This is a genomic window from Dethiosulfovibrio salsuginis (assembly GCF_900177735.1).
In the GTDB taxonomy this organism is placed as follows: domain Bacteria; phylum Synergistota; class Synergistia; order Synergistales; family Dethiosulfovibrionaceae; genus Dethiosulfovibrio; species Dethiosulfovibrio salsuginis.
On sequence record NZ_FXBB01000060.1, the window covers coordinates 1 to 6,575 of the forward strand.

Here is a 6,575-nt window from a genome sequence, read left to right on the forward strand (position 1 = left end):
TAAACCGCATCATGGCTCAGACCCTCCGGGGAAACCCCAACTTCAACGGGATTTGGGGCTGCTGGGAGCCCAACTCATTCGACGGCAGAGACAGCGAATTCGCAGGAGCCGAAGGACACGACGGGACGGGACGTTTCGTTCCCTACTGGTACAGGGATGGGGGAAATATACTCCTGATACCCCTCACGGAATACGGACCTGGAGAGGATAACGAGTGGTATGTCGAACCGCTGAACGGCCCCAAAGCCACCATCACAGAGCCCTACTTCGACGATCAGATAAACAAGGTCGTGATCAGCCTTATTATTCCCCTGGAGGCGGAGGGGAAAAGGATTGGAGTGGTGGGCGTAGATCTGGACATGGCCCCTATCGACGGGATTATCGGCGAGATGAAACTCTACGAGACGGGATTTGGAAGGCTGATGTCCTACACCGGAACCTTAGCCAGCCACCCGGATAAGGCAAGGATCGGCAAGATAGCCGGAGAGCTTAAGGGAGAGAGAGGAGCGACCACACTTAGAAGAATCCAATCGGGAGAATCATTCATAGAGGTAGCATGGTCCCAGTCGCTGGGCCAAAACACCCTGAAGGCCTTCGCACCGATCCAGGTCATAGGAACCGATACGCCCTGGAGCCTTGGGGTGGTCCTCAGGGAGGACGAGGTAATGGCCTCGTCGGTACGGGTAATGACCCTGTCCCTCATCGTGTCTCTAGCGGGAGCTCTCTTAATAGCACTCCTTGTGTGGCTCATAGTGAGACAGGTAGTCAGGCCTATAAAAAGGGTGGTCCATCTGGCCTCTATGGCCAGGGACGGAGACCTGACCATAACGAGAGAGGACTTTAACGTCCGCTCCCAAGACGAAATAGGGATCATGGCCGACGCCTTTTCCGCCATGATCGCCAACCAGAGGGAAGCGGTCAGGGCCATAGCCTCAGCGGCGGAAAAACTCGGCACGACCGCCGAAGAGTTCGCCGCCCTGGCGGAGGAGTCCAACGCCGGAGTCGAGGAGTCTCGGGCTGGTGTCAACGACATATCCTTCCAGGTAGAGAGCCTGGCGACCGCCAGCGAGGAGATCAACGCCAGCGTTGAGGAGGTCGCAAGCGGGGCCCAATCTTCCTCCAGGAAAAACGTCGAGATGGCCTCCGATGCGGACAGGGCAAAGGCAGCAGGGGAGAGCGGCGCCGAGGCGGCGGAAAAGGTGGCTAGAAGCATAAAGGCTGTGGCAGAAGGATCGGAGATCGCCGCAGGTGAGGTCAAAGGACTCAGCGACAGGGCCAGAGAGATTCAGAGCTTCGTCCAGGAGATAGGGACCATCGCCGACCAGACCAACCTGCTGGCTCTAAACGCAGCCATAGAGGCGGCAAGGGCGGGAGAGGCCGGCCGAGGGTTCGCCGTAGTCGCCGACGAGGTAAGAAAGCTGGCGGAGAGCAGCAACGTATCGGCCCGTAAGATAGCCGACCTGGCGGGAGAGATAACCGAAGACCTGGACAGGATTGCCCTGTCCTCGGAGAGTAACGCCACCAGATCCAGACAATCCAGCGACCTGGCCGACGAGACCATCGAGACCATCAGGGCCATGATGGAGGAGATATCGGACATAACCATGGCCATCCACGATCTGGCTGCGGTATCGGAGGAACAGTCGGCGTCCAGCGAGGAGATAGCCTCGGCGGTCCAGAACATAGCCTCCCAAGTGGCGGCTGCGGCTGGATCGGTGGACGTAATTCGGACTCAGATGACCGAGGTCAGCACCTCCGCAGAGAGGGTCGCTCTAGGGGCGGAGGACCTGTCGATCCTTTCGGAGGAACTGAGGCGACAGGTTGGGGCCTTTAAACTGGTTCGGGATCCAGGCCACAGCATTTCTCCCCGTAAAAAGTGAGCCTATCGCCCTATAAAATCCCGCCCTAAAAGCTGAGGGACCTCTCGAGAGGTCCCTCAGCTTTTTAACAGGCTCTTCGCAGATCAAACCGGTAGGTTTGCCGATAAAGGGCCGTCGCCATAACCCGAGACAAAAACATGACTCCCAGGTATAATGCTCATGACTACTATGAGGGAGTGATATATCTCTATGGGCCTTGATATTAGGGGACTGTCCATCAGCTACGGAGATCACAGGGTAGTGGAGGACCTTAGCTTTGAGGCACCCTCCGGGACCCTGCTAAGCCTGCTGGGCCCCAGCGGTTGTGGCAAGACAACCGTACTAAACGGCATCGCCGGATTTTTGCCTCTGATTTCGGGGAAGATTCTCTTCGACCACAGGGAGATTCAGGACTTAAAGACCCAGAGCCGGAACATAGGCATGGTGTTCCAGAACTACGCCCTCTATCCACACATGACCGCCTTCGAGAACATAGCCTTCCCTCTGAGGGTGATGGGACTCACCAAGGGGGATATCCGCCGCAAGGTGGAGGAGATGGCGGAGATGACACAGATAGGGTCGATCCTCCACAGAAAGCCCGGCCAGATATCCGGAGGGCAGCAGCAGAGGGTAGCCATATCAAGGGCTCTGGTCAAAAAACCGGACCTGCTGCTTCTGGACGAGCCTCTGTCGAACCTGGACGCAGGTCTGAGGATCGAGATGAGGGAGGAGATCCGGCGAATACAGAGGGAGACCGGCACTACCACCCTGTTCGTCACCCACGACCAGGAGGAGGCGTTGAGCATGTCGGACCGAATAGTCCTCCTGGACAGAGGGACCATACAGCAACAGGGCACCCCTCAGGAGCTGTACCGCAGTCCGGCAAACCTGTTTACCGCCCGGTTTTTCGGCAACCCTCCGGTGAACGTCCTGGAGGGAGAGGGGACCGGCGATGGACTACGGCTTGGGCCTACCGTCCTTCCCGTTCCGGTGAAATTCGGCCAGGCAACCACAGCGGTCGTCCGCTGCGAGGACCTGAGGATCTGCGCCGAGGGAGGGCACTTTCAGGGCTCGGTCCTATCGTCGGAGATTCTGGGCAGGGACTCGCTGGTAAAGGTCTCCTGGGAGGGAGGAGTCCTCAGGCTGATTGTGCCGAGCGACCGTTCCCCGAGCCCCGGGGAAAACCTGGCTCTTGAGGTGAACCTTCGGGAGCTACAGCTTTTCGACCTAGAGACCGGAAAGTCTTTGAGGGCTGATGGGCCATGAAAAAACTGGCCTACGGCCTGATCTGGCTGTCTCCGGTGATAGCGGTGCTGGCGGTGTTCACCCTCTATCCAGCCTACAAGACGGTGGATATGAGCTTCTACACCCGGTACAACTACCTTAGAAACCTGGTCTTCGAGAGAGGGTTTGAAAACTACCGCTACTTAGTAGAGGACCGAGACTTCTGGAAGGCCATGGGGAACACCCTCTTCTACCTGGGCTGGACCATGCCCCTGTCCATGGGGCTGGGGCTGGCAGGTGCCATAGCCCTCAACGGAAGCATAAGGTTTAAGAGGTTTTTCCAGACCGTCTACTTTCTGCCCTTCGTGACCTCCACCGTGGCGGTGGCTCTGGTGTGGAACTGGATATTTCACTCCCGTCACGGCCTGATAAACGCCTTTTTAGCGTCGGTTGGAATGGAGGCAATCGGCTGGCTACAGGAACCCTACTGGGGGAGGATAGCCCTGGTCATAGTGGGGGTCTGGAAAAGCGCGGGATACAACCTGCTCATATTCCTGACGGGACTCCAGACCATAGACGGCAATTTTCGCCGTGCCGCCGAGGCCGACGGAGCTGGGTTCTGGCAGAGGACATTCCGCATAACCGTCCCTCTTCTCTCTCCGTCCATACTGTTCGTGGCGGTCATAACGGCCATAAACTGTTTTAAGGTCTTCGACATGTCCTATATGCTATTCAGAAACACCTCCGGGCCGTCCCAGTGCGGACTGACCTTGGTCTACTACGTCTACGAGAAGTTCTACAACCAGCACCACTACGGCATAGCCTCGGCAGCGGTGGTCGTACTTTTCCTCATCATAACCGGCTTCAACCTGATCCAGTTCAGGATCGGAAGAAGCAAGGTCCACTACTAGGTGATCACCTTGAAAAAGCTGAAGAGACTGCCCCTATACCTGTGCCTATCCATAGGCTGTGTCCTGGCCCTTATGCCCTTTGTCTGGATGATCGCCACGTCCCTCAAATCGGGGGGAGAGACCTTCGCCGTGCCGCCAACCTTCGTGCCGTCGATATTTCGCTGGGAAAACTACGTCCAGGTCGCCAGGGAGATACCCCTCGGCAGGTATATATTCAACAGCCTGGCGGTGACCCTGTCGATCACCGCAGCGACACTGGTGTCCACGGTTATGGCGGCCTTCGCCTTCTCCAGGCTGGAGTTTCCCGGCAGGGACCTGATCTTCTCCGTAACCGTGGCGACCATGGTCATACCGGGAGAGGCGTTGCTCATACCCAACTACGTCACCATATCCCAGATGGGGCTCATAAACAGCTACACCGCCCTCATCCTGCCCTGGACGGTGAGCGCTTTCTCCATCTTTCTGCTGAGACAGTATTTTCTATCCGTCCCCTCCAGCCTGTACAACGCCGCCAAGGTGGACGGCTGTTCGGACCTGAGGTTTTTGGTTCAGATAATGGTCCCTGTGGCAAAACCGGCTCTGGTGACCGTAGGCTTACTTAGGGTCATAAACAGCTGGAACGAGTTTTTATGGCCCCTCATAGTCACCGACCTCCCCCACATGAGGACCCTTCCTGTGGCCCTGTCGGTGTTCACCAACGAGGCGGGAATCAGGTATCACCTGATGATGGCCACCTCCACCGTGATAGTGGCACCGGTGATAGTGCTATACCTTCTGCTACAGCGAAACTTCATCCGAGCCATAGGAGGCTCGGGGATAAAGGGCTAAAACCTCACACAGAGGATTTAGGATTAGAAATAGAGGAGGAGACAAAATTGAGAAACAGCATCAAAAAAGCGATACTGACCGTCGTCGCGGTGGCGGCCATGACCGGCATGGCCTGGGCGGGACAGCCCAAGACCATCCAGTTCTGGCACGCCATGACCGACACCAACGAGGCGGTTCTTAGGGAGATAGTGGATAAGTTCAATCAGCAGGACGAATATAAGGTCGAGCTGGTCTATCAGGGCCACTACCGTGACCTCTTCGCCAAGCTGGAGGGGGCCGCCAAGGCCAATAATCTCCCGGGTCTGGCGATGATATACAACAACCGGCTGGTGTCCTACGTCCTTAACGACTTCGTGGAGCCCATGGACGACATGATGGCCGATCCCGAGCTAGGCTTCACAAAGGAGCAGTGGGAGGATATCCCTCAGTTTTTGAGGGAGGTCAGCGTATGGGACGGCAAACACTACGCCATGCCCTTCAACAAGGCCAGCTATCTGCTGTTCTACAACAAAAAGATGCTGGAGGAGAAGGGTATCACCCCTCCGACAACCTGGGACGAGATGGCCGCAGCTGCTGCTGCCCTGACCGCCGAGGACGGAAAGGTCTACGGCCTGGCCCTCAACAGCTCTGTGGCCATCGACGGCAGCATCTGGGTGGAGCAGGCGGGGGGACACCTCTACGACGAGGAGAGCGACACCTTGACCTTTAACCAAGAGCCCGGGGTAAAGGCCTACGAGTTCCTGACCTCCATGATAACCAAAGGGCACGCCCAGATAGCCCGTGAGGAGAAGAACATAACCGGTCCCTTCGGCAGAGGAGAGGCGGCCATGGGCATCTCCTCCATGTCCCACCTCCCCAACATCATAGAGACCTGCGCCGCCAACGACGTTGAGTTCGGGACCATCGTCCTTCCCAAGGGGGAGAGAAACGCAAGCCTCTTCTCCGGCACCAACGTGGCCATATTCAATACCTGCCCGCTGGAGGACAGACAGGCGGCCTTCCAGTTCCTGAAGTTCTTCCTCTCCCCTGAAATGCAGTGGGAATGGGGAACAAGGTCGGGATACCTTCCACTTAGCTGGGAGATCTTAAAGAGCGACAGATACGCCGACTTCGCACGGGAGAACAACCCCGCAAAGCTGGCGATACTTCCAGCATTTGAGTGGGGCTACAACGATCCAAAAATCGTAAACGGCTACGCCATACACGACAACATGTCCAAGGCTCTGGACGCTATCCTTCTCGAGGGCAAGGGCATAAAGGAAGCCCTCGACGAGGCGGCGGAGAGGGCCTGGAAGGAGATTTTGGAAGCTAGAAAGGCGTTTTAACCAAAAAAGTCTGGGGCTACCCTTTTGGGAGGCCCCAGACTTTTTTTCTCAAAAGAAAATAGTGTATCATTGACCTACGAGACTAAACACTTCAAATATGTGAAACACCTTGGACCATGAAGGGAGTTGTCAAATGTGAGATGCAAAGCAGGTCTACAGTGCAAGATAACGGCGCTGATTTTAGCGTCGGTGCTGCTGGTTCTGGCGGTGGTGGTGGGGATCTCGACGTACATGAACCGCAAAGAGAGTCTGGAGCAGGCCCACAAACTGGCTCTCTCCATGTCCAGGGAATACGCCAACCAGATCAGGGTCGAGATGGAGATGGCCATGGAAGCCACCAGAGGAATGGCCAACATAATCAACGGAATGAGGGAATCGGGGAGACTGGACAGAGACGAGGTAAACCGCATCATGGCTCAGACCCTCCG

Annotated in this window: 6 protein-coding genes; all 6 read left to right on the forward strand. The window is 56.7% G+C overall.

Translation table 11 applies throughout. The annotated features are described in order from the left end of the window. Positions 1-1,880: methyl-accepting chemotaxis protein (locus B9Y55_RS12840; protein WP_085545739.1), on the forward strand; the 1,880-nt coding region annotated here is incomplete at its 5' end. Positions 1,881-2,069: 189 nt separating this feature from the next. Beyond that, positions 2,070-3,125, forward strand: coding sequence for an ABC transporter ATP-binding protein (locus B9Y55_RS12845; RefSeq protein ID WP_085545740.1), 1,056 nt, complete (start codon positions 2,070-2,072; stop codon positions 3,123-3,125). Next, entirely contained in the window at positions 3,122-3,994 is an 873-nt protein-coding gene (locus tag B9Y55_RS12850; protein ID WP_085545741.1) for a carbohydrate ABC transporter permease, read from the forward strand. The genes B9Y55_RS12845 and B9Y55_RS12850 overlap by 4 nt, the downstream gene beginning before the upstream one ends. Then, a complete protein-coding gene (locus tag B9Y55_RS12855; protein ID WP_234986249.1) occupies positions 3,995-4,822 on the forward strand; it encodes a carbohydrate ABC transporter permease in 828 nt (275 codons plus the stop codon). A 47-nt stretch (positions 4,823-4,869) separates the two neighbouring features. Then, the gene (locus tag B9Y55_RS12860) at positions 4,870-6,147 is read left to right on the forward strand and encodes an ABC transporter substrate-binding protein (protein ID WP_234986250.1); all 1,278 of its coding nucleotides are present in this window, start codon (positions 4,870-4,872) and stop codon (positions 6,145-6,147) included. A 135-nt stretch (positions 6,148-6,282) separates the two neighbouring features. Next, the coding region (locus B9Y55_RS12865; RefSeq protein WP_200806690.1) for a hypothetical protein at positions 6,283-6,575 on the forward strand (293 nt) is incomplete at its 3' end.